A 1,542-nucleotide genomic window follows, 5' to 3' on the forward strand; every position below is an offset into this window, starting at 1 on the left:
CACTAGCGTTGCATTAAATTTTCAAGGAAAAGTCAAGTAATAAATATTATGTCAAGATTATGAATAATGGTAATTTTCACTACAAAAAACCATAAAAAAACCTTATAATTAGGGTATGGTAGTCCTGTCCAAATCCCTAACTATAAGGAGAACTCATGGACAATAATACCATAAAAACCGTATTCAAGGAATACATACATCCATTAAATTCGAAAGTTATTCAAAAAATGATTGACCACGCCGAGATTGATAAATATGTTAAAAAGCTGGATGTATTGACATTTACTAGACTTTTCATCTATGCCCAGCTAAAAGGACTTCCTAATCTACGGCGCGTAAGTGAAAAAGTTAGTCGTAAAAAAACGGTTCAAAGGCAAGTTGGGATTGAAAGTATCAGTAAATCCCAACTTTCAAGAAAGTTTGGTGACATACCATCTGAAATTTTTCAGGTGATCCTGCATCATTTGATTCAAAAGCTGCACCGGACACTTGGATCCAAAAGGGCCGACCAGGCGCTTGGGAAGATTCATTTAATTGATTCATCAACGCTTTCCATGTGTCTTACTCAATATGAATGGGCGGATTTTCGAGACACAAAATCAGGGGTAAAAATGCACACATCCGTTGTCTTTTGTGACGGTGAAATCTTCCCAAATGACGTAATACTAACACCTGCTAGACCGGCAGATGAAACACAGTTAGATGCCTTAATCGTACCAGATAAACATGCACTTCACGTATTTGATAGAGGCTACTTCGACTTTAAAAAGTTTGATTTCTATTGTGCAGAAGGGATCCGATTTGTCACTCGAATCAAAACCAATACAGTTGTGCATGTGATTGAGGAATTACCGGTAAATCCTTCCTCCTCTATCCTTCGTGATGCCGTCGTGAAGATTGGTAAAATGAAACATCCGTTGCGCCTGATAGAAGCATTGGATAGTGAAGGAGCTAAAATTTCTATTGTCTGCAATGATGCAAAGTCTAGTGCACAAGAAATAAGTGATCTCTATCGGTCGCGCTGGCAAATTGAATTATTTTTCAAGTGGTGTAAGCAACATTTGGTTTTGAAAAAGCTTTATGGAAAAAGCCAAAATGCCGTATTCAACCAGATTTACATCGCGATGATTGTGTTTTGCTTAACCTTATTGATGAAGCATACCTTAGGATATAAAGGTACGTTACTGGAAATGCGGGATTGGATTTGTGATTGCTGGTACAAAAAGCTTAAATCATTTACCTCTGAATTAATCAAGGAACCAGACCGATCATCTAGTGGTCGACGAAAACTGCAGCACCAACGTATCTTTGAACAAACCTTAACACAATATGAATCGGGTGATATTTCTCATTTGAATGATCTAACTTATGATCCTGTTAACTAAATAATTGTAAAAAAATGGATGCAGGACTACCTTTAAAGCCCTATTGTCCTTTTTTCTTCAATGCAGGAACATTAATATCGGAAAATTCAATCATCTATCTCAGACATTGAAATTAATTATTTGACTAAGCTATAGTTTTTTTATGCAACGCTAGTGA

Annotated in this window: 1 protein-coding gene; it reads left to right on the plus strand. The window is 36.5% G+C overall.

Annotated features, from left to right (window positions below; translation table 11 throughout):
* Window positions 1-155 precede the first annotated feature (155 nt).
* Window positions 156-1,385, plus strand: coding sequence for an IS4 family transposase (locus tag J2Z82_RS19275; RefSeq protein WP_209482415.1), 1,230 nt, complete (start codon window positions 156-158; stop codon window positions 1,383-1,385).
* Window positions 1,386-1,542: the final 157 nt, after the last annotated feature.

The sequence above is a fragment of the Virgibacillus litoralis genome (assembly GCF_017873675.1).
In the GTDB taxonomy this organism is placed as follows: Bacteria; Bacillota; Bacilli; order Bacillales; family Amphibacillaceae; genus Lentibacillus; species Lentibacillus litoralis.

What these genes read in the sequence shown, in the direction of transcription:
- J2Z82_RS19275 (WP_209482415.1), top strand. Translation starts at nt 156, where the DNA reads ATGGACAATAATACCATAAAAACCGTATTCAAGGAATACATACATCCA.